General features: G+C 66.4%; 21 protein-coding genes. 8 read left to right on the top strand and 13 right to left on the bottom strand.

Annotated elements, in window-relative coordinates; translation table 11 throughout:
• Positions 1 to 22: 22 nt before the first annotated feature.
• The 3 genes from W930_RS0100880 to W930_RS0100870 form a co-directional block, all read right to left on the bottom strand.
• Positions 23 to 490 (bottom strand): GNAT family N-acetyltransferase, encoded by a 468-nt coding sequence (locus W930_RS0100880; protein ID WP_023596740.1) that lies wholly within the window; start codon positions 488 to 490, stop codon positions 23 to 25.
• 99 nt (positions 491 to 589) lie between these two features.
• Complete coding sequence (locus W930_RS0100875) at positions 590 to 823, bottom strand: hypothetical protein (protein ID WP_023596741.1); 234 nt, start codon at positions 821 to 823, stop codon at positions 590 to 592.
• A 590-nt stretch (positions 824 to 1413) separates the two neighbouring features.
• Positions 1414 to 1929 (bottom strand): hypothetical protein, encoded by a 516-nt coding sequence (locus W930_RS0100870; RefSeq protein WP_023596742.1) that lies wholly within the window; start codon positions 1927 to 1929, stop codon positions 1414 to 1416.
• A 155-nt stretch (positions 1930 to 2084) separates the two neighbouring features.
• On the opposite strand from W930_RS0100870, the gene W930_RS0100865 reads away from it, so the two are divergent.
• The 4 genes from W930_RS0100865 (at position 2085) to W930_RS0100850 (ending at position 5441) form a co-directional block, all read left to right on the top strand.
• Entirely contained in the window at positions 2085 to 2282 is a 198-nt protein-coding gene (locus W930_RS0100865) for a hypothetical protein (RefSeq protein WP_023596743.1), read from the top strand.
• A 137-nt stretch (positions 2283 to 2419) separates the two neighbouring features.
• The gene (locus W930_RS0100860) at positions 2420 to 4138 is read left to right on the top strand and encodes a glutamine--tRNA ligase/YqeY domain fusion protein (protein ID WP_023873790.1); all 1719 of its coding nucleotides are present in this window, start codon (positions 2420 to 2422) and stop codon (positions 4136 to 4138) included.
• A gap of 183 nt (positions 4139 to 4321) precedes the next feature.
• The gene (locus W930_RS30345) at positions 4322 to 4531 is read left to right on the top strand and encodes a hypothetical protein (protein ID WP_023596745.1); all 210 of its coding nucleotides are present in this window, start codon (positions 4322 to 4324) and stop codon (positions 4529 to 4531) included.
• Position 4532: 1 nt separating this feature from the next.
• A complete protein-coding gene (locus tag W930_RS0100850; protein WP_023873789.1) occupies positions 4533 to 5441 on the top strand; it encodes an urea transporter in 909 nt (302 codons plus the stop codon).
• A gap of 341 nt (positions 5442 to 5782) precedes the next feature.
• On the opposite strand, the gene W930_RS25510 is transcribed toward W930_RS0100850, so the two are convergent.
• A complete protein-coding gene (locus tag W930_RS25510; RefSeq protein ID WP_023873788.1) occupies positions 5783 to 7282 on the bottom strand; it encodes a deoxyribodipyrimidine photo-lyase in 1500 nt (499 codons plus the stop codon).
• A gap of 143 nt (positions 7283 to 7425) precedes the next feature.
• Between W930_RS25510 and W930_RS0100840 the strand changes: the two genes are divergently transcribed.
• Complete coding sequence (locus W930_RS0100840; protein ID WP_145929446.1) at positions 7426 to 7848, top strand: hypothetical protein; 423 nt, start codon at positions 7426 to 7428, stop codon at positions 7846 to 7848.
• 272 nt (positions 7849 to 8120) lie between these two features.
• Here W930_RS0100840 and W930_RS25505 read toward each other — a convergent pair whose 3' ends face one another.
• From W930_RS25505 to W930_RS0100795, 8 genes are all read right to left on the bottom strand, one after another.
• Positions 8121 to 8648 carry an MgtC/SapB family protein gene (locus W930_RS25505; RefSeq protein WP_023873786.1) on the bottom strand — a complete coding sequence of 176 codons (528 nt, stop codon included), beginning with the start codon at positions 8646 to 8648 and terminating at the stop codon, positions 8121 to 8123.
• A gap of 119 nt (positions 8649 to 8767) precedes the next feature.
• The gene (dinB, locus tag W930_RS25500; RefSeq protein WP_029754134.1) at positions 8768 to 9898 is read right to left on the bottom strand and encodes a DNA polymerase IV; all 1131 of its coding nucleotides are present in this window, start codon (positions 9896 to 9898) and stop codon (positions 8768 to 8770) included.
• Positions 9899 to 9983: 85 nt separating this feature from the next.
• On the bottom strand, positions 9984 to 10787 hold the full coding sequence (locus W930_RS0100825) for a hypothetical protein (protein ID WP_369798637.1): 804 nt from the start codon (positions 10785 to 10787) through the stop codon (positions 9984 to 9986).
• Positions 10788 to 10898: 111 nt separating this feature from the next.
• On the bottom strand, positions 10899 to 11972 hold the full coding sequence (locus W930_RS25495; RefSeq protein WP_023873785.1) for a CaiB/BaiF CoA-transferase family protein: 1074 nt from the start codon (positions 11970 to 11972) through the stop codon (positions 10899 to 10901).
• A 124-nt stretch (positions 11973 to 12096) separates the two neighbouring features.
• Positions 12097 to 13410, bottom strand: a complete 1314-nt coding sequence (locus W930_RS25490) for a CaiB/BaiF CoA-transferase family protein (protein ID WP_023873783.1) — start codon at positions 13408 to 13410, stop codon at positions 12097 to 12099.
• 202 nt (positions 13411 to 13612) lie between these two features.
• Positions 13613 to 14650, bottom strand: coding sequence for an ABC transporter substrate-binding protein (locus W930_RS0100810; RefSeq protein WP_051399346.1), 1038 nt, complete (start codon positions 14648 to 14650; stop codon positions 13613 to 13615).
• Between the two features lie 359 nt (positions 14651 to 15009).
• Positions 15010 to 15954: a LysR family transcriptional regulator gene (locus tag W930_RS25485; protein ID WP_023596755.1), complete on the bottom strand. Its 945-nt coding sequence runs from the start codon at positions 15952 to 15954 to the stop codon at positions 15010 to 15012.
• Positions 15955 to 16505: 551 nt separating this feature from the next.
• Positions 16506 to 18164 (bottom strand): iron ABC transporter permease, encoded by a 1659-nt coding sequence (locus W930_RS0100795; RefSeq protein ID WP_023596757.1) that lies wholly within the window; start codon positions 18162 to 18164, stop codon positions 16506 to 16508.
• Between the two features lie 371 nt (positions 18165 to 18535).
• Between W930_RS0100795 and W930_RS0100790 the strand changes: the two genes are divergently transcribed.
• The 3 genes from W930_RS0100790 (at position 18536) to W930_RS0100780 (ending at position 21038) form a co-directional block, all read left to right on the top strand.
• A complete protein-coding gene (locus tag W930_RS0100790) occupies positions 18536 to 19645 on the top strand; it encodes an ABC transporter ATP-binding protein (RefSeq protein ID WP_023596758.1) in 1110 nt (369 codons plus the stop codon).
• A gap of 113 nt (positions 19646 to 19758) precedes the next feature.
• Positions 19759 to 20553, top strand: coding sequence for a thymidylate synthase (locus tag W930_RS0100785; RefSeq protein WP_023596759.1), 795 nt, complete (start codon positions 19759 to 19761; stop codon positions 20551 to 20553).
• A complete protein-coding gene (locus W930_RS0100780; RefSeq protein ID WP_023873779.1) occupies positions 20550 to 21038 on the top strand; it encodes a dihydrofolate reductase in 489 nt (162 codons plus the stop codon). Before W930_RS0100785 ends, W930_RS0100780 begins: the two co-directional genes overlap by 4 nt.
• A gap of 147 nt (positions 21039 to 21185) precedes the next feature.
• Here the strand turns inward: W930_RS0100780 and W930_RS25480 are convergent, their stop codons facing one another.
• On the bottom strand, positions 21186 to 22625 hold the full coding sequence (locus W930_RS25480) for a sensor domain-containing diguanylate cyclase (RefSeq protein WP_023596761.1): 1440 nt from the start codon (positions 22623 to 22625) through the stop codon (positions 21186 to 21188).
• Positions 22626 to 22913 lie beyond the last annotated feature (288 nt).

Genomic DNA, 22913 nt, shown 5'->3' with positions numbered 1-22913 from the left:
GCGCCGCCTTGCCGACGCGCGTCTAGGGGCTCGCTGGCGCACGCAGCATTTCGATGTGCATGATGCCGTCTTCGTCATAGGGCTCGCTCGCCTTGACGAATCCAAAGCTACCGTAAAACGCCTCGAGGTGGGCCTGCGCACCGATTCGCAGTGGGGCCTTTGGCCATTTCGCTTCGGCGATGGCCACCGCGCGCGCAAGCAATTCGCGCCCGAGCCCGGTGCCCCGGTGCGACGCCGCCGTGATCACCCGCCCGATCGACGCTTCGTCGTAGGCCAGCCCCGGAGGTAACAGCCGCAGGTACGCGGCAATCTGTGGTTGATTCGACGCGTCACGCGATTGCGCGACAAGATGCAGGCTTTGAGGGTCGCGACCGTCGATGTCCTGATACGGGCATTGTTGCTCCACCACGAACACCGCGTTGCGCGCGGCCAGAATGCGGTACAGCAACGTGGCGCCCAGTTCATCGAACGACTTGCACATCCATTCCATTCCCGACTCTCCAGCCTCGCGACGCAAAGGCGGGACTATAGCACCGTCGCAAAACGGCGATGCCGCATCTCGCACACAAGGGGGAAGGGAAAAACCGGCTTACTGATAATAGACGATGCCCTGCTCGATATCGGCACGGGCGTTACGCTCCGCGTCGTCGAGGGCGTTGCCCTGCGTGGCGAAACCATAGGCGGTCTGCACCTGGTACGCCCCTACCTTTTCCAACCCCTGACGGGTCGGGCGATGAATCTCGTAGAACGCGTCCCAGCGAGCATTGTCGCGCTCGACGGCATGGACGACGTACTGGAATTCCTGATATTGGGTTGTTTTCATTTTGTATTCTTCCTACTGCAAAAAAATTGACTAATAACTATTCCTCTCGAATCGGCTTACGGTGGTGAGAGTGCAAATTTGCACAAATGTTTCCGTGAAGTGCACGCAGCGTAGCGACCGAATGTGACAAAGACACGACATTCGCATGACCGACACAAGCGACAAAAGCGACACAAGCCCACGGCGCTCACTGGGTCAGGCCATGTCGGACGCGCCTGAGCGCGAATTCGATGCAAGACGGTGCAGGCCGCGTGCGCACCTGGATTGCGCAAACCTGACGCAAGGCGGGTGATCTGAACGACTTCCTGTTTCGGGGAACGATGACCGCGCATCCGGTACGGACGGCGGCGGGAGCGCCTGAGCGCTCGGAGCGGTGGCCACAACGCGTCGCGCGACACCTCTGTAGTGGTTTTCGTGTCGTGCGCTCGCTTTCGCCGGACAGGCAACGCTTTTGCCCGGCAAGGCATACCGCTGAAGACTGCCCTCAGGGCTCCCGGAATTAGCGGGAAATCGAGTGCAGTTGACGAATGATAGCAGAAATCGACGCACCGTGCCGTTTGACGCGTCGACTCGATGCAAAACGCCCGACGTCAGCGGCTTGCCGAAGGCTCGTCCATCTGCCGCAGGATCCAGTACATGTAGCCGGCGAACGCGCCGAAGATGACGTGCCCGGCGAGCATCGTCCAGCCTCGCGATTCGATGAACCACGGGAAAAGCTGCGTCATGACGTAGAAGTTCACGGCATACACGGCCAGACCGAACACGGCGCCCGCGACCGATACGGTCACTACGTCCGAATCCAGCCGGAACGGGGCGACGATCGCGCCCAGCACCACGCCGAGCACCACACCGATGGTGGCGTGGACGACCAGCGCCATGGCGACGATGGAAAGATCGAACGTGGCGGGCTGGGTAATGATGCCCGGCCCGAGGACGATGGCCGCCACCATGCGCGGCGGCACCCAGGGACTCTGGCCGGAGACCAGCAGCACCATGAGCATTTCCACGGCGGAGAAAAAGGCGCAGGCGACGAAACCGGCCACGGCGGCGGCGGCCCAGTCGGGCGAGCGGTGCGTGTAGCGATGCGAGTGGAGGTGCAGTTCCATGATGTCCTCCCGGAAGGGTCACTCACAGAGCCGCCGGTGGGACCGGCAGTGTTTTCAGGATAGGACAATCCAGCCGCGGTGAAGGGCGGGCGTACCGGGCGACGCTATATACTGGGTCACAACCCGCCGCCGGCGGGACTTCAGGGAGATATCGTATGTCCAGTCTGATTGGCTTGCTCGTCGCTATCGTGCTCGTCGGAATCCCCGTCTGGCGCATTCTGACCCGGCTGGGCCTGTCGCCGTGGTTCACGATATTGGCCTTCATTCCGGTGATCAACATCATTTCGCTGTGGCTGCTCTCCTATGCCAACTGGCCGGGGCAGCGCGCGTCCGCGCAAGCGCCGACGGTCTAGTCCCGCCGCGCGGGTGCCTCGCATGCGCGGGGCATCGCGCGGGCGCCCGGGGCGCCTGCGTGTCGGCGCATCGATGCTCGCCCGTGGTGCAGTGCGGTACGGTAGAATATTCGCCAAACTCCGAACACTGGACTGGCATGAGCACAGAGCTGAACGCGGCATCCAATTTCATCCGCAACATCATTGACGAAGACAATCGCTCGGGCAAATGGGGCCAGCGCGTCGAGACGCGCTTTCCGCCGGAGCCGAACGGATATCTGCACATCGGTCACGCCAAGGCGATCTGCCTGAATTTCGGCGTGGCGCGCGACTACGACGGCGTGTGCCATCTGCGCTTCGACGACACCAACCCCGAAAAGGAAGAGACCGAATACGTCGACTCGATCATCGACATGGTCAAGTGGCTCGGTTTCAGCTATCAGACGCCGCAAAAGGAACACCTGTACTTCGCGAGCGATTACTTCGAGCAGCTGTATCAGGGTGCCGAAATCCTGATCCAGCGCGGCAAGGCCTATGTCGACAGCCAGAGCGCCGAAGACATGCGCGCCAATCGGGGCACCCTCACCGAACCGGGCAAGGATTCGCCGTTCCGCAATCGCACTGTCGAGGAAAATCTCGACCTGTTCCGCCGCATGCGCGCGGGCGAATTCGCCGACGGCACGCACGTGCTGCGCGCCAAGATCGACATGGCGTCGCCCAACATCAACCTGCGCGACCCGGCGATCTACCGGATTCGGCACGCCCACCACCACCGCACGGGCGACGCGTGGTGCATCTACCCGATGTACACGTACGCCCACCCGCTCGAGGACGCCATCGAGAACATCACACACAGCCTGTGCACGCTGGAGTTCGAAGACCAGCGCCCGTTCTATGACTGGGTGCTCGGTGAACTGGCCGATGCGGGCATGTTCACGCGCCCCACGCCGCAACAGATCGAATTCGCACGCCTGCAACTGACGTATGCGATCACGAGCAAGCGCAAGCTGCGTCAACTGGTCGACGAGAAGTTCGTCGACGGTTGGGACGATCCGCGCATGCCCACGCTGGTCGGCCTGCGTCGCCGCGGCTTCTCGCCCGAGAGCCTGCAACTGTTCTGCGAGCGCATCGGCGTTGCCAAGTCGGCGTCGTGGATCGACATGAGCATTCTCGAGCAGGCATTGCGCGATGACCTCGATCCGAAGGCACCGCGCGCGACGGCCGTGCTCGATCCGCTCAAGCTGATCATCGACAACTACCCCGAAGGCAAGCAGGAAGACTGCCAGGCGCCGGTGCATCCGCACTTCCCGGAGCGCGGCATGCGCACGTTCCCGATCTCGCGCGAGCTGTGGATCGAGCGCGAAGATTTCCAGGCCGAGCCGGTCAAGGGCTTCTTCCGGCTCTTCCCGGGAAACAAGGTGCGTCTGCGCTACGGCTACGTGGTCGAGTGCACCGGTTTCGACACCGATGCCGACGGCAATGTCACGGCGGTGCACTGCAACTACTTCGAGGACAGCCGTTCGGGCACGCCGGGCGCGGACAACTACAAGGTCAAGGGCAACATCCACTGGGTGAGCGCGGCGCACGCGCTGGCCGCGGAAGTGCGCATCTACGACCGCCTGTTCCTGGACCCGCATCCCGATGCCGGCGAGAAGAACTTCCTCGACGCCCTCAACCCGAATGCGAAGCGCGTCACGCAGGCGTACATCGAGCCGGGGCTGGTGAGCGCGGCGCCGGAAGATCGCGTGCAGTTCGAGCGTCACGGCTACTTCGTTGCCGACCGCCACGACGCGGTCCCGGGCAAACCGGTGTTCAACCGCATCGTCTCGCTCAAGGACAGCTGGGCAGTGAAGCCGGCCAAGGGTGGCGGCAAGTAAGCCCAGGCGTCCCGCCCCTCAACGCAAAACCCGCGCTCCCGAGCGCGGGTTTTTGCTTTGTGCCTTCGCTCTCGCCTTCGCCTGAAATATCGACTATAAGGCGCGCGCACGCCCGTCTGCGTCGGTTCGGCGTATGCTCGCGACCGACATCGCCGGATACCCAGTCCGGCCTCGACTCACCGAATGCGCGTTCTCATTCGCCAGCCGCCGCTTCCGACGCCCGTCCATGCCCACGCTCCGCCCTTCGTCAATGCAGCCCGCTACGTCGACCTCGCCGGGGGCGGCGCCCTCACCGAGCTCACCGAGCTCACCGACATCACGGAACGCGTCGATCTCATCGACCGCACCGACCTTGCCGTCCGGCGGTGGGGTCCTCCAACGCCTGGCGGATGAGTTGCATGGACTGGCCGCGAACTTCGCGCAAATCTACTTCATTCCGTCGGCTGGCGCCGGTGTGTTGCTGCTCGCGGTCCTCGCGCTCGCCGATCGCCCTGCCGCCCTCACCGGGCTGGCGGCCAGCGCCATCGCCTCGGCGATCGCCATCGCGCTGCGACTGCCGGCCGAGCAGCGACGAAAGGGGCTCGTGGGTTACAACGCGGCGCTCACCGGCATCGCATTCGGCGCGCTTTGGCAACCCGGCGTCTCCGGCTTCGTCTGGCTCGCGGCATGCGTGGCACTGACCGTCGTCGTGTCCGCCGGACTCGCGCGCCGCCGGTTTCCAGCGCTCACAGGCCCCTTCATCGGCGTGATGGCGCTCACCTGGGTCGCACAGTCCTGGGTCGGTCTGGTGCCACGCGCGGGCGCGCTGGCCTGCGACGCCGCCACGCCCGGGTTCGTATTCTGCTCGGTGGGACAGGTGGTCTTCATCGCGCCGCTGGTGCTCGGCCTGCTGACCTGGTACGTGCTGGCACTCTGGAACGTTCGCGCCACGCTTTGGGCGCTCGCGGCGGCGGTAGCCGTCTGGGCAGGCCTCGTATCCGCCACCTCGCTCGTTTCACGGACATTGCCGACATGGCTGGCCTCGCTCAGCTCGCTCACCTCGTTCGGCCTGTCCTGGCCGTCGATCGCGGCGCAGGCCGGGGGCATGGGTGTCAATGCGTTTCTCGCCGCCCTGGGCCTCGGTGCCTTCGGTCGCCCGGCCTCCCAGCGCTTCGCGGGCGCTTGGCTGGCCAGCATCCTGTGTGTCGTGCTCGGTCACGCCCTCGCGTCGATCGGCTGGCCCTACTTCACCCTGCCGTTCAATCTTGCGGTGTGGACGGTGCTCGCCGTCTCACGAGCGCAGCCGTCGCCGGAAAGCGCATAAAAAAATGCCCGGAACGGTCGACGTTCCGGGCACTCGCTCATCGCTAACCCCGTTTCGAGAAGCTGCCGTCTGCGCGGCCGTGGAGATGACTCAGCTTCCCTGTGTGGTTTTGGCCTGCCCTCGCTCACGTTCGCGCCCTTTCGGGCGCCGGAGCATTTTCAACTACGGCTTGTTGTTATCGCTGCTTCTTCCCTGACGCCCGCCAACGCCCCCCGACGTTACGAACCGCTGCCGAAGCCCAGGCCTCTTGCGTGCCATACCTGTATCAACGGCTGTTGGCGGGAAAAGTTGACCGGGGTATACACCGATCCCTTCGCGGATACCTCGCCCGATCGACGGGATCAACCGGCGCCAGGCGCGCCACTCGCCTCGGCCGATGTCGCCGGCGATTTCACGATTGCATACCGCGTCAGCGTCTCCTGACGCGCCACGTCGTGCGCGACCAGCGGCTCCGGATAGTTTCGCCCCAACACCACGCCGGCGTCGCTCAAGGTCTGCGCATCGGCGCGCCAGGGCGCATGCAGCGCCTTGTTGGGCAGATCAGCCAGTTCGGGCACGTACTTTCGGATGAATCGCCCTTCGGGGTCGAACTTCTCCGACTGCGTGACCGGGTTGAAGATGCGAAAGTACGGCTGGGCATCGCAACCGGTCGAGGCGGCCCACTGCCACCCGCCATTGTTCGCCGCCAGATCGAAATCGTTGAGGGCCTGCGCGAAGTACGCCTCCCCGCGCCGCCAGTCGATGCCCAGATCCTTGACCAGAAAGCTTGCCGTCACCATTCGCAGGCGATTGTGCATATAACCGGTCTGATTGATCTGACGCATCGCCGCGTCGACGAGCGGATACCCGGTGCGCCCCTCGCACCAGGCCAGGAACGCAGCGTCCGCCGCCTTGCCCGTCGCCCACTCGATCGCGTCGTACGCCGGCTTGAACGCCCGGCCGTCCACGTGCGGGTGATGATGCAGGATCATGAAATAGAAGTCGCGCCAGATCAGCTCGCCGAGCCATGTCTGCGCGCCGCGGCCGGCCTCCCCGCCGTGCTGCATGGCAGCGTGCGCCTCACGCGCGAGCGTGCGGATCGACACGGTGCCGAAGCGCAGGTGCACGGACAGATAGCTCGGTCCACGCACGGCCGGATAGTCGCGTCGTTCGTGGTAGTGCGCCATGCGTGGCAGGAAGTCGTCGAGCAGCTGCTGCGCGCCCGACTCCCCCGCGGGCACCGCGATGCGGCGCGACTCGGGCACATCGAAGCCCAGCGTCGCCAACGACGGTATCGCCCCGTTCCCGGCGCGCGGCGGTGGGGCCAACCGCTGGAAATCGGACGGCTTGCCGTGCGGTGCAAGGTCGACCGGCCTCACCTGCCTGAGCCAGGCACGCTGGTACGGCGTGAATACGCTGTAGGGCTCGCCCTGAGCGCTCAGAACCTCGTTCATCTCGAAGATCACGTGGTCCTTCACGAGTTCGAAAGCGATACCCTGATCGCCCAGCGACCGGGCGACGGCACGGTCGCGCCTGAGCGCAGCCGGCTCGTAGTCCCGGGCGGCGAACACCGCCTGCACGCCGAGCGTCTTCGCCAGTGCCGGAATCTCATGCGCCGGGTCGCCGTGGCGCACGACCAGCCCGCCACCGCGCGCCCTGAGCGTTTCGTCGAGTTCGCGAACACTGTCGTGAAGGAAAGCGACACGCCGATCGTTGCGCGGCAGTCCGTCGAGAATGGTCGTGTCGAAAACGAACGCGACATAGACCTCGGCGCAACTCGCGAGCGCCTGCGCCAGCGAAGCGTTGTCCGCGCAGCGAAGATCGCGCCGCAGCCATACCAGACCTTTGTGGAATTCGCTCATGTCAGTTCGGCGCGACACATGCACGCCCAATTCGGTGGAATGCGAGGACGTCCCCGCCAAATCCCGTACCATAGCGAGATCGCGGACTTTTTGCCATCGGCCTCGATCACCTCATGATTCGGAAGTTTCCGATTTTGACTCAAATGCGCGCCGCTCCGCTCCTGGCGTGTCTCGCGGCGGCCCTGCTCGTCACCGGCTGTGCCAGCCCTTCAAAAACACAAGCCGGTGCGACACCCGCGCATGCCCCGGCGCCCGACGCCGCTACCCTGCGCGAGCGTCACCTGGCCGCCGCCGACGCCGCGGCCACCCAATACCGCTCCTGTCTATACGGACACGTGGCGCGTTACGTCAATCTCGTGCCCGACGCCGGCCGTTTGGCCGACGAAGCCGCGGCGGAGTGCGCCCCCATCACCGAGCGCTTTCATCGGGAACGTCAGGCGGCGGTGCTCACGTACACGTCGCCGTCGGAGGCGTCGCAGCAAGCCGATGCCGCCACGCTCACGCTCCAGGCCGACGGCTTGCGAGTCGCGCGCGCACGTGCCACGGAGCTTCGGGCGCTGCGGTAAACCGACACCACGGGTCGATACGATGGGTCGCTGCGGTGTGCCTTACGTAGTCTCCCGAACGTGCTTTCCCTAATCGGGCAAGCCCCGATTGGCGAAAAACCGGCAGGTCACCAAAATGAAATCGCCCTCTTACGTCCTTTTGGGGGTACTGCGACAACGTCATTTGCCCGCTTCGGCGGGCATTTTTCTTCGGTATCCGCAACAATCGCGCCGCCAGTGGTCAGCGCGCGGGGAGGCCGCGATGTGCATCTTTTGCCAACGCAAGATGGAGGTCACTTGTCGTCGCGCTCGCGCGGCGCCGGCGCGTCCGCATCCGCATTCGCATTCGCATCCGCCAGGCCATTGCGGGGTTCGTCGTGTCCCAGCCATCGGTGCGCGAGCGCTTCGACCCGCCCGCCGACCGCCAGCACGATAAGCAGCAGCACCATCGCGGCCACGGCAATATGCCAGCGGCCCAGACCGCAGATGATGCCGATCCCCGTGGTACTCCAGAGCGCCGCCGCCGTGGTGAACCCATGAACCGAGGCGCCTCGGCTGGGCCGGACGATGCAACCCGCGCCGAGAAAACCGATCCCCGCGACGATCCCCTGCACGACACGGCTGACCGACGAGTTGTCGTAGGTCAGCGCCGAGCCCGGAAACGGCACCACGGCCAGCACGAACAACGCCGAGCCGAACGACACGATCGCCAGCGTGCGCAAGCCAACCGACTTGTGGTGCAGATTGCGGTTCAGGCCCACGAGCCCGCCCAGAATCAGGGCCGCGGTAAGCCGCAATGTGACTTCGATGATCTCCGTCATCCTTCACCTCGTCCGGGTGCGCATTGCTGCGCGAGTCATATGTCATATGCGCTGTCGCACGACGCGGGCATGGCAAGCCGCGCGCGCGTGCCATGTTCCCGTCATCGCCAGCGCGTCATCTACGCCTGTGATGCCGCATTATCGCCCGCGTTCGTGGACATGGTGCGCTCAACGGCGTCCCAGTCGTCGAACAGTCGCAGTTGACGCGTCGCTTCGGCGTCGAGCATCCGCACGCCCACGCCCAGCAATCGCACCGGCCGACGCTTGCGGCCCACGGCTTCAGCCAGCAGTTCGCGGCATTGACGGGCGTCCACCCCCAACGCCCCGGCCTCGGCCGTCGTGCGTGAGAAGTCGGCGAAACGAATCTTGACGAAGACCTTCGCAATGGCGAACGGCTCGTTGCGGCGCGCGCGCTCGATACGCTCGGCAAGCAAACGAAGCAGTGGATCGAGGGCCGCCTCGCAGTCGGCCAGCGTGCGCAAGTCGCGCGTGTAGGTGGTCTCCACGCTGATGGATTTCCGCTCGCGATCGGGGCTGACTTCGCGCGTGTCGATGCCACGGCAACGCTCGAACAGCCGCTGCCCGAACACGCCGAAACGCTCGATGAGCTCGGTCAGCGAGTGGCTTCGCAAATCCGCGCAGGAATCCACGCCCAGCGCGCGAAGCTTCTCCGCGGTCACCTTGCCCACGCCGAACAGGCGCTCCACCGGAAGCGCCGCCACGAACGCGTCCACCTCGGCGGGCTTCACCACGAACAGGCCGTCGGGCTTGCGCCAGTCACTGGCAATCTTGGCAATGAACTTGTTGGGCGCCACGCCCGCCGAAACGGTGAGTCCCACTTCCGCGGCCACACGTGCGCGAATCTCGCGAGCCATCAGCGTGGCCGAGCCCTCGCAGCGATCGCCAAGGGTGACATCGAGATACGCTTCGTCGAGCGACAAGGGTTCGACGAGGTCGGTGTAATCGCGATAGATCGCCATGATCCGCCGCGATGCTTCCTGGTACCGCGCCATCGAAGGCGGGATGATGCGCAAGTCGGGACACAGCTTGACGGCCTGCGCGGAGGGCATGGCCGAGCGCACGCCAAAGGCGCGCGCCTCGTAATTGCAGGTGGCGACCACCCCGCGCTGATCCGGCTGGCCGCCTACCGCCAAAGGAATCCCGCGCAGCGACGGGTCGTCCCGCATCTCAACGGAGGCGTAGAAACAGTCGGCGTCGCAGTGAATGATCTTGCGCGTGGCGGGTGACATGGCGGGCAGCGAAAATACTGTGCAAATATACAGCATCCGCGTGAGATTTGCGCCCCATCAGCGTCTCCCATCGCACGCGTCACGCTCAGCGCACGGGCAGGAACTGGAGAAACTGGGCACCCAGCAAGTTTTGCACGTAGCCGATTCCGGCGCGGCGGAATTTTTCGTCCAGCATCTCGGCGAGCAGGTCGAGCCGGCCGACGATCTTGCCGAACTCGCGCTCGAAGCTCACGTTTCGCACCTCGGCGATTTCGTTCGCGAGCAACAACGGATGTCCGGCCGTGTCCTGACGGCTCGCCAGCAGCCACGCCGCGATTTCCACGTTGCGCGCCGCGTTATAGATGCGCTGCGCATCGAGGCCGTCGCTCAGGTAGAACACCGTCGAGCCGCCATGCGCCGTGATGATCGTGTCCGACAGGCTGAAGATGAACGCGGCCACCCGATCCCCCTGGAACGCCGGGTCGAGCGACAGCGACAGCGCGCGCACGTCGCGCAGCGCCTTCAGGTCGGTCAGCGTACGGCGTCCTTCGACCGCCGCGCGAAGTTGCGCCATGGCCTGCGCTTGCGACGCGGCCCCCGACTTTCGCCATTCTCTCGGATTGCGCTTGTAGAGCTTGTCGGCCAGCCGATACAGGCTCTCGAGGTTGGCACGCATGCCCAGCGTCGCCATGCGATTGATGTCGGTCTGCGCCAGATCGCCGGTCGTCATCGGCGTGGAGCGCACCGCCCCGCGATCGGTCGGGACGTCCTGATACGACGCACAGCCGCCACACAATGCAGCGCCCGTGACGACGCCGAGCACGGTCATGGCGGTCCACGGGCGGGGCGCGAGTCGTGCGAAGTCCGCAAGCCAGTGTCGTCGTTCGGGAAGTGCAAGCCGTCGGGTCATCGGAGGTCGGGGCGCCAGGCGGTAAAGTCAGCGACGACTCTACGCGATCGCGCCCTGGACTTCGCAACTCCGCGGCCCGAAAAATTGTGACATTCGGTAACGCGCCGCCGATCAGGGCATCAGTGCATCGCGCACCTGCGCGAACAACGGATGCACCATCGCTTCCTCGAGCCGGAGCACCGGGGTGACGCAACAATCGGCGTGGGCGAAGCGCTCGACCCACTCGCGCTGCGACGCGCTCGCAAAGACCGCCGCCAATTCCGCCTGCAGCGCGCGTGCGTCATCGCCGCCCACGACCTGACCGAGCGACCAGTGACGCGACTTCCATTCGTCGCGCCCCAGTACGTCGCACAGGGTCTGCCAGAACTTGAGTTCGAGCGCCCCGACTGCCATGAAGCGATTGTCGCGCGTGCGATAGACCTGGTAACAGGGCACGCCGCCGTTGAGGAGATCGCCGCCGGCGCGCGCCGTGCCCCCCTGGCGATGCATCGCCACGGCGGGCACGATGTTAGAGCGAAATACCTCGTGCGTCATGGAAATATCGAGCCAGCGGCCACGACCGGTGCGTTGCGCCGACACCAGCGCCGCCAGCACGGCCTGCACCGCAGCCTGGCCGCCCCCGTAGAGGTCGCCGATCTGGAAGTTCGGGACGATCGGCGCATCGAGCGCGTCGCAGAGCTGATCGAGCACCCCCGCGTAACCGATGTAGTTGATGTCGTGCCCCGCCGCCTGCGACATCGGCCCCTGCTGCCCGTATCCGCTGATCGACGCCATCACGAGCGACGGACGTCGCCGCGCCAGCGAGGCGTAATCGAAACCGAGCCGGGCCATCACGCCGGGACGAAACCCTTCGAGCAGGATGTCCGCGCGCGCCACCCAGTCGAGGAAAGTCGCCCGGTCGGTGTCGTCCTTGAGGTCGAGGCGCACCACGGTCTTGCCGCGATTGAGTAGCCGCCAGAACCCGCCCGGCGGCGTCTCCCCGTCGCCCAGCATCATCTCGCGCGCATAGTCGCCCGCGCCCTTGTCCTCGATCTTGACGACGTGCGCGCCCAGCGCGGCGAGTCGCATGCCCGCGAGCGGGCCCGGCAGCAAACGTGTGAGATCCAGCACGGTCACACCGTCGAGCGGCGCATCCGCGCCTGCATGGGAACCATCGGCTTCGGGCGTGGTGGCGGTGTCGGTCATGGCGTGGTGGCTGTCGGCGAACTCGGAGGCTCAACCGTACCGCGCCGCGTGGTTTGACCGCAACCGGCCGGCGAGCCGCTTTCGTTCGGAAAATGCCGATTGCGCGCGGCCCAGCGTTGACTTCTCACAAAACGGGACCTGCGCCGTCGCCCTCCCCGCCCTCCCCGCCCTCCTTGCCCGCCTCGTTGGCGTCACCGGCGTCACCCGCGTCGCCGGCGTCTCGCGGTGTTGATGGGTGCGCGGGCCCGGCCACCACCCCCTCGTCGAACAGTCGGGCGATCTGGCTGTCGAGGTATCCCAGCTCGCGCAGAATTTCGGCGGTGTGCTCCCCGGTCGCGGGCAGCGCTCGGCGCGCCGGCAGTCGCTGGCCCGCCATCGCGATCGGCAGCAGCGGCACGCGCGTGTGCTCGCCGTGCTCCGTCACCAGATCGCCCAGACCGCCGCTCGCGAGCAGATGAGGATCGTCGAACAACGCCTGCGGCTTGACGATCGGCGCGAACGGCAGGCCGTGGCGCTCGAACGCCGCCGCCAGATAGTCGGCGTCGAAGCCCTGCATCATCTCGCGCAGCAACGGCAACAGCCAGTCTCGCGCCAGCACCCGGTCGTTGTTGGTGGCGAGCCGCGCGTCCTCGGCCAGATCGTGACGGCCGAACACGTCGCAAAAAATCCGCCACTGCGAATCGCTCACCACGGCCAGAAAGATCTGCACACCGTCGCGCGCGGCGAAGACGTCGTAGATGCCCCACGCCGAGACCCGCGCCGGCATCGGATCGGGCGCCACGCCGGTGACGGCGAACTGCTGCATGTGCTGCGCGGCGAGCAGCACGCAATTCTCGAAGAGTGCACCCTGCACTTCCTGCCCGCGTCCGGTGCCCTTGCGCTCGTAGAGCGCCGCGAGCGCCGCGAGCGCACCGAACACGCCCCCCATGATGTCGTTGACCGACGCCCCGGCGCGCAGCGGCTGCCCGGGCGGCCCTGTCATGTACGCCAGCCCTGCCATCATCTGCACGACCTCGTCGAGCGCCGTACGCCCCGCATACGGCCCCGACAGAAAGCCCTTGAGCGAAACATAGACCAGCGCCGGATTCAGGCGCGAAAGCGTGGCGTAATCCAGTCCGATCCGACGCATGCGGCCGGGTTTGAAGTTCTCGGTCAGTACGTCCGCCCTGGCCGCCAGACGCAGGATCAGCTCGCGTCCCTGCGGCCGTGTCACGTCCACGGCAAGGCTGCGTTTGTTGCGGTTGAACGCGCGGAAGAAGCCGGCACCGGTCCCAAGCAGACCCCGCGTCGCATCGCCGCCGACCGGTTCCACCTTGATGACGTCGGCGCCGAGGTCGCCGAGCACCATGCCGCACGTGGGTCCCATGACCATATGGGAAAACTCCACGACACGAATGCCCTTCAATGGCATCGGTGCCGCAGGGGACGCGTCCTGCATCGCCTATCCTCCCCAACCCGTATGCGACGCCTCACGGTGCACCCGGTCCGGCACGCTCGCGGGGTGCGACGGGAATCCGCCGCGCCGCGGTTGATCGAATCCGGCGATGTGCCCTGCCGGGGCACTCGCCGCCACCGTGGCCGGACGGCTCAGCCACCTCTGTCCCGGCCCCGAATTCAAACCTCCGTTCGTGGACCGATGCTCAGGGATACTGGCGATTCGCCTGCACGGCGAAGGTATTGGTCCAGGTGTCGCCCAGCCGGATCTGCGACGGTTTGACTTCGGGCGAAAACGAGGCCAACGCCTTGAGCGCCGTGGCCGGGCCGCCGGCGGGCATCATGCCGTCGGGCGAGAACGCCTCGCGGCAGTTGGCAAACGCCTTCAGGTAGAGCGCCTGATTGCCGAGCAAATACGATTCCGGCACGGTCTTGATCAGATCGGCCGCCGACGCGTGCTGGAGCCATTTGTCCGCGCGCACGATCGCATTGGCGAGTGCCTGCACCGTGTGCGGATACTTCTGGATGAAGCCCTGCGGCGCGTACATCACGGCGGCCGGCATCGGGCCGCCGAACACGGCGCGCGTGCCCGCCTGAGTGCGCGTGTCGACGAGCACCTTGAGATCCCCCGACTCTTGCAGCAGCGTGATCATCGGATCGACGTTCGAGACGGCATCAACCTGCCCGCCGCGCGCGGCGGCGACCACCGTTGCGTTGCTCCCGACGCCCACGATCGACACGTCGCCCGGCTTGAGTCCCGCCTTGGCCAGGGCGACATTGACGAGCATGTGCGTGCTCGAGCCCGGGGCGCTCACGCCGACGCGCATGCCCTTCAGATCCTTGACCGACTTCACTTCGCCCGCCTTGGCCTTGACCACACCCAGCACCAGTTGCGGCGCCGCGCCCAGCACCACGAACGCCTGATACGTCAGGCCCTTGGTCTGCATGAGCAGCGTATGTTCGAACGCGCCGGCGCCCACGTCGGCGCTGCCGCCCACCACGGCCTGCAAGGCTTTCGAGCCACCGGCGAAGTCGTCGATGGTCACCTCCAGGCCTTCGTCCCGGAAGTAGCCAAGTTGTTCGGCGATGGTCAGCGGCAAGTAATAGAGCCCGGGCTTGCCGCCCACGGCGATGGTGATCTTCGGCTTCTCCAGCGGCTGTACCGACGCGGCGGACCCAGCGGACGCGGCTGTCGCGGCAGGCGCGCCGGGACTCAGGCTCAATGCCACGAGGCCCAACACCATCAGCGTGAGAACGAGGATCAGTCGTCCCACGGCATCGCGCACACGGCGCGTGTCGGCTTGTCTCATCGCGTGTCTCCTCCCGCCCGATGCGGGACACAGGCGCGCTCCGGCTCGCCGGCCGGAATCGCTATCGGCCTCGAAAGCATCGCCGCGCGATGCCGGGGCGACAAGTTGTGTTTCGGCATGCCACGCATCGCCGTTCGCGATGTCTCGAAGCACGCCTGCCGCCTCGACGCCTTTGCTCGATGCGTCGCCCAACCCCCGCCGCAAACCCTTCGACCGTCTCGGTGACGCTTCGCGCCCCCGCACCCGGGCGAGGACTGCAAGGGTCGGGTTACGTCGCCCGACCGCTCGTGCCGTCATCGGGTGGGCTCGTGCGGCACATTTGCTCCGTCGGTTACGTTACGCGCGCACAAGTGATCGACCAGCATGCGCGAGGCTACCGGCAAAGCGTCGTAGCGTCGCACGCACACAATCAGCCGACGCTGCGCCCACGGGTCGGTAAGCGGCACGATACTCAGCGCCTCCCCGTCCGTCACCTGCGAGTAGATGCCCACCGCCTCGCGCGGGACCACCGCCAGACCGAGGTTGGCGCGCACCATGCGACACACCGCTTCGAAGGTCGAGACGTGGATGCGGAACTTCACGGTCTTGCCCTGCTCGGCGGCCAGACGCCGCAGCACGGTGTACATGGCGCTGTCCGGATGCACGCCGACGTGGTCGTAGTCGAGCGTCTCCGCAAAGGCGAGTTGGGCAGCGCCGGCCAGCGCGTGATCGCGGTGGAGCACGGTGACGATCTGGTCGTGGCGGTAGGGAAAGACTTCGACGTCGCGGGTGTCCACGGCGTCCCAGCAGATGCCGATGTCGGTGGCGCCGTCGGCGACCCCGCGCACGACCTGCGCGCTGGTGTGCTCTTCGAGATCGACCTTCACGCCTTCGTGCCGGCGCAGGAACGCACCGAGTTCGTCGGGCAGCGTCTCCACGATGGACGACACGTTGGCGAAGATGCGGATGTGGCCGCGCACCCCGCTGGTGTATTCGGACAGATCGCCCTGCATCTTCTCGAGACTGCGCAGCACGTTGCGCGCGTGGTGCAGCAGCGCTTCGCCGGCGGGCGTGGCGCGCACCCCCCATTTATGGCGTTGCAGCAGCGCCGACCCCACCAGTGATTCCAGGTCGTTGATCCGCTTGCTGACCGCGGAAGGCGCGATGAACTCGCGCTCGGCCGCGCGCGCGATGCTGCTTTCCTCACACACCGCCACGAACAGCCGCAGCGACACCAGATCGATCCGCCATAGCGCCATGCCTGTCTCCCGGAGGCACTGCATTGACAGCGAAATTGCGACGTGTGTGGCAAAAACGCCACGCGGCGCCGCACCCGACGACACAGGAAAACACCACCGAACACCATAAGGACGAGCGCCGCCGACGGCATCCGCCTCGTGCAACGGCTCAGGAGGAAGGCGCCCTCGGCGCCCGGTGACACGAATCCGACTTCAGCCCGACAGGTTGCACGCCACCATCGGGCGTCTTGCGCCCGTGTCGACGTATCGTGCCTGTGCCGGTCCCTCCCAGGACCACCGCTAGCGCATCGCCCCCGCGAGCAGTACGGTGCTCCAGCCCCCGTCCGCCGTGTTGAACGATACCTCCGGCGGCGGTGCCGACGCCAAGGCCATGAACAGCCAACATTTGCAAATGATGATCGCAATCATTTTGTCGCCGCTCGGATATCCCGGTTTCGTCGCCGGGTCTGATTTGACTATAGTGCGGCGCTATCGGGGCGGCAACTCCCAATCGTTTCCGGAAACGACAGCGACAACGTGCGCGCCGCCGGTCGGGCTGTGGGTCTGGCGGGTCAGGAACGTCGGGCGATCGCGCGCGCGAGCACCAGTACTGGCAGCAGACCGACCAGCACGAGCGTGAGGGCCGGCACGGCGGCCTCGGCGAGCCGCTCGTCGGCGGCGAGATGGTTAGTGACGACCGCGAGCGTGTCCATGTTGAAGGGGCGCAGTGCGAGCGTGGCAGGCAGCTCCTTCATGACATCGACGAAGACCAGCAGCGCCGCGGTCAGCACGCTCCCGCGCAGCAGCGGCAGATGCACGCGACGCAGCATCGACCAACCGCCCACGCCGAGGCTGCGGGCGCTCGCGTCGAGATTCGGCGCAATGCGTGCGAATCCGGCATCGACGCTTTGCAGCGCCGCCGGCAGGAAACGCACGAGATAGGCGTAGATCAACACGCCGCCCGTGCCTGCGAGGACCAGGCCGTTGGCACCGAACATGTTGCCGAGCCAGGTGTCGAGGTGCAGCACCGGCGTGAGGATGCCCAGCGCGATGACCGCGCCCGGTATCGCGTATCCCACGCTCACAAGGCGCACGGCGATTCGCGTGACACGTCCCGGCGCCAGCCGCTTCGCGTAGCCCAGCACCACGGCAAAGACGCTGGCGACCAGCGCGGCGACCGCCGCCAGACGCACGGTGTTGTAGACCCATTCGCCATAACGGGGCCAGGGCACCTGATCGAGTTCGGACACCGCCAGCCGCAGCATGATGAACGCCGGCAGCACGAAGCCGATGACCAGCGGCAACGCGCAAACGACGGTGGCGAGCGCGGCCCGCGCGCCGCGCAGCCGGGTGCGGCGCATGGTCGTCGGCGCCCGGCCGGGCGTCCCGTAGTACCTAAGCCTTGCCCGGCTGCGTGCCTCCGCGATCAGCAGAACGAGCACCGCGAGCAGCAGGCAGGCCGAGAGCTGCGCGGCCGCCACACGGTCGCCCATCGAAAGCCAGGCGCGGTAAATGCCCGTGGTGAAGGTGGGCACGCCGAAGTACGCCACCGCGCCATAGTCGGCCAGCGTCTCCATGAGCACCAGCGCCACGCCGGCGACCAAGGCCGGTCGCGCCAGCGGCAACGCCACCCGCACGAAGGCCTGCGCCGGTGTGCAGCCCAGGGTTCGCGCGGCTTCGAAGAAGCGCTGGCTGTGCTCGAGGAACGCCGTACGCGCCAGCAGGTACACGTAGGGGTAGAACGCGCCGGCGAAGACCCAGGCCGCCCCGTACCACGAGCGCACCTCGGGGAACCATGCAACGCGATCGACGGCCAGCCACCGACGCAAGACACTTTGCACCGGCCCGGCGAACTGGAGAAAGTCGGTGTAGGCGTACGCGGTGACGTAGGCGGGCATTGCCAGCGGAAGGATCAACGCCCATTCGAGTACGCGCCGCCCGGGAAACGCGTAGTGCACCACCAGCCAGGCACTCGCCACGCCCATCGCCAGCACGCCCGTGCTGACGGCGAGTGAAATGCGCAGCGAGTTCAGGGCGTACTCCGGCAGCACCGTGTCGAGCATATGGGTCAGTACGGCCCGCGTGTCGGCATCGCCCGTCCCGAGCGCCGCCACGATGCCGATCATCGGCACGAGCACGATCAGCGCGGCGCCCCATGCCACCAGCCGCCACGTCCATTGACCCGCCCCATGTCGCGCACGCCGATGCGGTGCGAGAGGCGACACGCGCATTGGCGAGGCCGCGATCGGCGCCGCCCCTTCCGAGGGAACGGCAGGACAATCGGCGGAGACAGGCTCGGAGGCGGCGCGTGACACAGGCGTCGATGACATCGGCAATTCGGTAGTGGAAAACGTTGATCGGGGCACGGCGCGCGAAGGCCTAACACCTGACGCGGGCCCGGCAATTCGAACCTTGCCGAACCTTGCGTCGCCGTTTGGCATCGCCTGACGGGAACCGGCGCAGACTCATCGGTCTAAAGCGATGTAAATTATACGCATTCGCAATTGTGACTCTGACGCGGTGAGGTACGGAAAGTGCCCCGCCGGATTTCCGACACGTCGGCCCGCCCTGTCGAGCATCTGCCTCTCCCGCTTTCACGCCCATGCCGCTGCCTTATCTGTTGCTTGACCATATCTCGGTGAATTACGACACCGCCGGCCGCACCCACACCGCCGTGCGCGATCTGTCGCTGTCGCTCGCGCGCGGTGAGATCGGTTGTCTGCTCGGCCCCTCGGGCTGCGGCAAGACGACCGTGCTTCGCGCCGTGTGCGGCTTCGAGCCGCTGGCGGGCGGGCGCATCGTGCTCGACGGGCACGAAGTGGCCAACGCGCAGACGAGCGCGCCGCCGGAGCGGCGCCACGTCGGCGTGGTGTTTCAGGACTACGCGCTCTTTCCGCACCTGAGCGTCGCGCAGAACATCGGCTTCGGACTCACGCGCCTGCCGCGCGCCGAGCGCGAAGCTCGCGTGGAGATGCTGGCCGAGCGCGTCGGGCTGGCCGGGGCGTTGCGCAAGTATCCCCATGAATTGTCGGGCGGGCAGCAGCAGCGGGTGGCACTGGCCCGCGCACTGGCGCCGTCGCCGGCGCTGTTGCTGCTCGACGAGCCGTTCTCGAATCTCGATCTCGATCTGCGCGAACGCCTGGCGGTGGAGGTGCGCGAGATCATTCGCGCGAGCGGCGCGACGGCGATCCTCGTCACGCACGACCAGCACGAAGCGTTCGCCATGGCCGATCGCATCGGCGTGATGCATGCGGGCGCGATCGCCCAGTGGTCGCCCGCCCGGGAACTGTGGCGCACACCGGCCAATCGCGTGGTAGCCGATTTCATCGGGCGCGGCGCGCTGATCCCGGGCACCTTCCGGGGCAATGCCGACGGTGGCGGCATCGCGCTCGAACTCGGCGAAATCGCGATCCCGCCGTCGATGGCCGACAAGTTGCTGCGCAGCGCGCCGAAGGGCGCGTATCCGGTCGATGTCGACGTGCTGCTGCGCGCCGACGACGTTTCCCACGATCCGGCCAGTCCATTCGAAGGCACGCTGGTGCGGCGCGCCTTTCGTGGCGCCGACCAGCTTTACACGCTGCGATTGGCGTCGGGCCGCGAAGTCGTGGCCCGCGTCGACGGCGAACTGACACATGCGCCCGGCGAGCGGGTGGGGCTTCGCCTGACGGTGCAGCACCCGGTCGCCTTCACCACGCGGGACGCCACCGTCTGAAGGGCCTGGGGCGCCATGGCGGGGCGCGCACCGCGCTCGTGACGCACGCGTGACGTGCCGCGCAGCACGCCGGCGCGCAGAGGCTGGTAGAATCCGCCAAAACGGATGGGCCTATGAAACAGTACCTCGACTTCATGCGCCATGTACTCGAACATGGCACAGACAAGACCGACCGCACGGGCACGGGCACGCGCTCGGTATTCGGTTATCAGATGCGCTTCGACCTGCAGGAAGGCTTCCCGCTCGTCACCACCAAGAAGGTGCACATCAAGTCCATCGTGCACGAACTCCTCTGGTTCCTGCAGGGCAGCACGAACGTGCGCTATCTCCAGGAAAACGGGGTATCGATCTGGAACGAATGGGCCGATGCCGACGGTGAACTCGGTCCGGTCTACGGGGCGCAATGGCGCTCGTGGCCGACGCCGGACGGCGGTCACATCGACCAGATCACGCAGCTGGTCGACCAGATTCGCCAGACGCCGGACTCGCGTCGCCTGATCGTCTCGGCCTGGAACGTGGGCGAGATTCCGCGCATGGCGCTGCCGCCTTGCCACGCATTCTTCCAGTTCTACGTCGCGGACGGCAAGCTGTCTTGCCAGTTGTATCAGCGCAGCGCCGACATCTTCCTTGGCGTACCGTTCAACATCGCCAGCTACGCCCTGCTCACGCACATGATGGCGCAGCAGACCGGGCTGGACGTGGGCGACTTCATCTGGACCGGCGGAGATTGCCATCTCTACAACAATCACCTCGAGCAAGTGAATACGCAGCTCGCGCGTGAGCCGTTCCCATTGCCCCGACTCGAGATTGCCCGCAAGCCCGATTCGATCTTCGACTATCGCTTCGAGGACTTCCAGATCACAGGATACGAAGCGCATCCGCACATCAAGGCGCCGGTGGCCGTATGACGATACTGACGCTGGTCGTCGCCCGCGCCGAGAACGGCGTGATCGGGCGCGACAATCAATTGCCGTGGCGCCTGCCCGAGGATCTTGCCCACTTCAAGCGCACCACGCTCGGCAAGCCGATCGTGATGGGTCGCAAGACCTACGACTCGATCGGACGTCCGCTGCCCGGTCGCCGCAACATCGTGGTCTCGCGCAACCCGGCGCTGACGATCGAAGGTTGCGACGTGGTCGGCTCGCTGATCGACGCGATGCGCCTGTGCGTGGGGGCCGAGGAAATTTGCCTCATCGGCGGCGCGCAGTTGTACAGGGAGGCCCTGCCGAGTGCCGACAAGGTGGTGGTGACGGAAATCGCCAGGGCCTTCGAGGGTGACGCGCACTTTCCCGACCTGCCTGCGACGCAGTGGCGCGAAACGGCGCGCGAGACGCATCACTCCCCTGCCCCCAACGACTTCGATTACGCGTTCGTGACCTACGAGCGGATCTGACATCCCGGCGCGCGCCACGCTCGCGCGCCGACGCGATCCGGGGCGTTCCCGTTTTTCTGCTTCCCCCGCTCCCCCCACTCCCCCCGCTTCCCCCGCTTTCCCCACTTCCCACGCCCCGCTCCGCGCTTCGCGGCCCCGCTCGCGCGTTCAGGCGCTGAGATTTTCGTGCGGCGCGGCCGTCCCCGCTTCAAACGGACCGGCCACGGACGTCGACATGGCGCGCGAGACGAACACGCGATCGCGGCCCAGGCGTTTCGCCGTGTACAGGGCCTCGTCCGCAACACAAACGAGACGCTCCGGCGTGTCATTGAGCGCCCCCTGTGCTGGCACGTGCGTCGCGCAACCGATGCTGACCGTGACGAGCCCCGTCGGCCCTGTGCAGGGTTTGGCCAGCGCACGCACGCTTTGCGCCACGCGTTTTGCCACGAAACCCGCGCCGTCCGCGTCCGTTTCGGGCAGCACGATGACGAATTCCTCACCGCCGTAGCGAGCCACCATGTCGGCGGGCCGATGCGTTGCCCGCAGCAGGGCCAGCGCCACTTGCGCGAGACACTCGTCACCCACGACGTGTCCGAATTCGTCGTTGTAGCGTTTGAAGTGATCGACGTCGACCATGAGAATCGACAAGGGGTGCCCCGAGCGGCGTGCCTGTTCGAACTCGCGCGGGAAGCGTTCGTTGAAGTAGCGACGATTGAAGATGCCGGTCAATGCGTCGCGGTTGCTGTATTCGATCAGGCGCAGATGGGCACGCGTGAGCTCACGATACAGGCGCGTGACCTCCCATACCAGCACGCATACGAGCACGCCCGGCGCCGACATGCTGAACAGACGCGCGAGATACCATCCCAGCGAGAACTTGACGGTGCTCATCAGGCTGAGCACGGTGTCCGTCACACAGGCGAGTACCGCGAGCGCCACCCACAAGTCAAGCACCGTTCGCAGGCGTCCGAGCGCGAGCACGGCGCCCAGCGCCACGAGGTTGACCGCGAGCAGCACGACGCCCGCGCCGCTGGCGGAGAACGCGCCCGGCACGCTTGCGGGCGTCAACGCCGGCGGCAGCGGCACCGCCAGCGCCGTCAGGCATAGCAATATGCCCACGGCGACCGGCAGGCCGACATGGATCCAGACGGCGCGTCCGGCCGATGGCAATGGGGTGACGACCTGCGGCGTGAAGCGATGCCGCGCGATCATCGCGATCAGCACGAGCAGGGGGAACCCGGCGTGCCAGAAGACCCAGATCCAGCCCGATGTCGTCGGATGCGCGGCCAATAGGCCCTGTGGGGCGAACAGGCCGGGATAGGTGAGCAGTTGCATGGCGACGGTCAGTGCCATGAAGGCATAGGCGCCGGCCAGCCAACCAAACGCTGGCCAGCGATTGACCTGGAACTGGGCGCCAAGCAGGAACGCGGCGATGGAGGCGGTCGTGAAAACGGTCAGGCCGCACATCGGGAGAAAAGGCGCCACCGCGGGCAACGCCATCGTGGCATTGGGCGCGGCCAGTATCAGGGCGGCGAAAACGACGATCGCCAGGCAGCCGGCCAGCGCCCGCTGCCCGCGCGACGCTCGCTGCATCAGAAAGCCGTCCATGAAGGCCCCTCCTGCCCGCCGCGGGTCGGTGTCTGGATAGTGGTTGGAATGACACGCTTCTACGCAACGCAATCGAGTCCCGATCGGGACCGATGATTCGGGAAGGATGCACCAATTGCTGGTGAATGCCAACCGCCGAGACGGTGTGGGCACCCGCCGATGGCGCCGCTCGCCTCATGGTCTTCGTTCTCGCGACGCCCCCCCGTCCGGGAATCGCGTCGCAGGACAAGCGCCACGCTTACAAAAGCAAAGCGCGCCGCCCCCTGCTCCCAGGTGGGTCGACGCGCT

The sequence above is a fragment of the Pandoraea sp. E26 genome (assembly GCF_000681415.1).
GTDB lineage: Bacteria > Pseudomonadota > Gammaproteobacteria > Burkholderiales > Burkholderiaceae > Pandoraea > Pandoraea pnomenusa.
This window is presented reverse-complemented; position numbering and strand designations above follow the sequence as displayed.

Bases quoted from the DNA above. Each gene is read 5' to 3' on its own strand.
- W930_RS0100880 (WP_023596740.1), bottom strand. From the start codon at position 490: ATGGAATGGATGTGCAAGTCGTTCGATGAACTGGGCGCCACGTTGCTG.
- W930_RS0100875 (WP_023596741.1), bottom strand. From the start codon at position 823: ATGAAAACAACCCAATATCAGGAATTCCAGTACGTCGTCCATGCCGTC.
- W930_RS0100870 (WP_023596742.1), bottom strand. From the start codon at position 1,929: ATGGAACTGCACCTCCACTCGCATCGCTACACGCACCGCTCGCCCGAC.
- W930_RS0100865 (WP_023596743.1), top strand. From the start codon at position 2,085: ATGTCCAGTCTGATTGGCTTGCTCGTCGCTATCGTGCTCGTCGGAATC.
- W930_RS0100860 (WP_023873790.1), top strand. From the start codon at position 2,420: ATGAGCACAGAGCTGAACGCGGCATCCAATTTCATCCGCAACATCATT.
- W930_RS30345 (WP_023596745.1), top strand. From the start codon at position 4,322: ATGCGCGTTCTCATTCGCCAGCCGCCGCTTCCGACGCCCGTCCATGCC.
- W930_RS25510 (WP_023873788.1), bottom strand. From the start codon at position 7,282: ATGAGCGAATTCCACAAAGGTCTGGTATGGCTGCGGCGCGATCTTCGC.
- W930_RS0100840 (WP_145929446.1), top strand. From the start codon at position 7,426: ATGCGCGCCGCTCCGCTCCTGGCGTGTCTCGCGGCGGCCCTGCTCGTC.
- W930_RS25505 (WP_023873786.1), bottom strand. From the start codon at position 8,648: ATGACGGAGATCATCGAAGTCACATTGCGGCTTACCGCGGCCCTGATT.
- dinB (WP_029754134.1), bottom strand. From the start codon at position 9,898: ATGTCACCCGCCACGCGCAAGATCATTCACTGCGACGCCGACTGTTTC.
- W930_RS0100825 (WP_369798637.1), bottom strand. From the start codon at position 10,787: ATGACCCGACGGCTTGCACTTCCCGAACGACGACACTGGCTTGCGGAC.
- W930_RS25495 (WP_023873785.1), bottom strand. From the start codon at position 11,972: ATGACCGACACCGCCACCACGCCCGAAGCCGATGGTTCCCATGCAGGC.
- W930_RS25490 (WP_023873783.1), bottom strand. From the start codon at position 13,410: ATGCAGGACGCGTCCCCTGCGGCACCGATGCCATTGAAGGGCATTCGT.
- W930_RS0100810 (WP_051399346.1), bottom strand. From the start codon at position 14,650: ATGGTGTTGGGCCTCGTGGCATTGAGCCTGAGTCCCGGCGCGCCTGCC.
- W930_RS25485 (WP_023596755.1), bottom strand. From the start codon at position 15,954: ATGGCGCTATGGCGGATCGATCTGGTGTCGCTGCGGCTGTTCGTGGCG.
- W930_RS0100795 (WP_023596757.1), bottom strand. From the start codon at position 18,164: ATGCGCGTGTCGCCTCTCGCACCGCATCGGCGTGCGCGACATGGGGCG.
- W930_RS0100790 (WP_023596758.1), top strand. From the start codon at position 18,536: ATGCCGCTGCCTTATCTGTTGCTTGACCATATCTCGGTGAATTACGAC.
- W930_RS0100785 (WP_023596759.1), top strand. From the start codon at position 19,759: ATGAAACAGTACCTCGACTTCATGCGCCATGTACTCGAACATGGCACA.
- W930_RS0100780 (WP_023873779.1), top strand. From the start codon at position 20,550: ATGACGATACTGACGCTGGTCGTCGCCCGCGCCGAGAACGGCGTGATC.
- W930_RS25480 (WP_023596761.1), bottom strand. From the start codon at position 22,625: ATGGACGGCTTTCTGATGCAGCGAGCGTCGCGCGGGCAGCGGGCGCTG.